The sequence below is a fragment of the Mesorhizobium sp. WSM4807 genome (genome assembly GCF_055811615.1).
The window spans coordinates 1-1,220 of sequence record NZ_JBVVQY010000098.1; the positions used below are offsets into that span (position 1 = coordinate 1).

Consider the following 1,220-nt stretch of genomic DNA (forward strand, 5'->3'; position numbering starts at 1 on the left):
TTTGCCATCCTATCGAGCCAGGGCATTGAGGTCGATGGTTTCTATTTTCTGGTGTCTGAACCAGGCGTCGAAGACGCCGTCGGCAGCGGTTGGGCGAAAGGCGACGGATTTGCCGGCGAAGGCCCTGCACAGGCGCATGGTGTGGCCGAGGATGGACACGAAGCCATGCTGCTGAACGCGGCGGACGAGATCGTCCTTGGCATAGTCGAACGGCTCGACGATTTCGCGATACTGGCGCTGCGAGACGCGGTAGCGGTCGAGCGGCACAGCGCCGCCAAGCGCGTCGTGCGGACGCACGGTGTTGTAGACGTGACGCCAGCGATCGAAGGCGTCCTGGGCCTTGGGGAGATCGGCAAAGGGCGGTCCCTGCAGCGCTTCGGCTTTGAGCGAGCGATGGAAGCGCTCGTCCTTGCCGAGCGTCTGCGGGTGGCAAGGCCTGGAGTGGCTGACGGCGACGCCAGCCTCGATCAGCCAGACGGTGAGCAGCGTGAAGTTGTTGCGGCCGCCGTCGCCCCAGGGCGGGCCGTTGTCGGTGGCGATACGCCACGGCAGGCCGTAGCGGCGGAAGGCGGCGATCAGCCGGGCCTTCACGGTTGCGGTGGTCTGATCGGCGCAGGCCGACAGCGCGATCGAGAAGCGCGAATGGTCGTCGAGCACGGTGAGCGGATGCAGCCGACCGCCATGCAAGGCGACGTGGCCCTTGAAATCCATCTGCCACAGATCGTTGGGAGCTTCGTGCTCGAAGCGGATGAAGGGCTGGGCCCCGCCGCCCAGTGCGCCCAGCGCGATGCCGTTGCGGCGCAGGATGCCGGTCACCGTCGAGGCCGCGGGCGTGCCGATGCCATCGCGGGCGATGACGCGGGCGATCTTGCGTCCACCCCAAGCCGGATGCGCTGCACGCACCGAAAGCGCAGCCGTTTCCACCTCCGGCGCGCACTGCGCCGGGCTCGATCTCGGCCGCCGCGACTGCTCGGCCAGTCCTGCCTCGCCCTCGCTCCGGTAGCGCGAAAGCAGCTTGTGGCCGCACGTCCGTCCGATGCCGAAGCGCCGACACAACGCGCTCACATTCGACCCCTCCACCAACGCCAGCCTCACGAACTCCAACTTCTGCTTCATCGCGCTTCTGTCCTTGAACGGCATCCCGAACCCCCTCGCGCACAATGCGCAAAACTGTTCGCGATGTCCTCGCACACCTGTTCGCGATGTCCCCAGTCCAAACA

General features: G+C 66.6%; 1 protein-coding gene. It reads right to left on the bottom strand.

From position 1 onward, the window contains the following. Window positions 1-9 precede the first annotated feature (9 nt). Window positions 10-1,140, bottom strand: a complete 1,131-nt coding sequence (locus AC0L3N_RS33840; protein ID WP_473552021.1) for an IS481 family transposase — start codon at window positions 1,138-1,140, stop codon at window positions 10-12. Window positions 1,141-1,220: the final 80 nt, after the last annotated feature.

Bases quoted from the DNA above. Each gene is read 5' to 3' on its own strand.
- AC0L3N_RS33840 (WP_473552021.1), bottom strand. From the start codon at position 1,140: ATGCCGTTCAAGGACAGAAGCGCGATGAAGCAGAAGTTGGAGTTCGTG.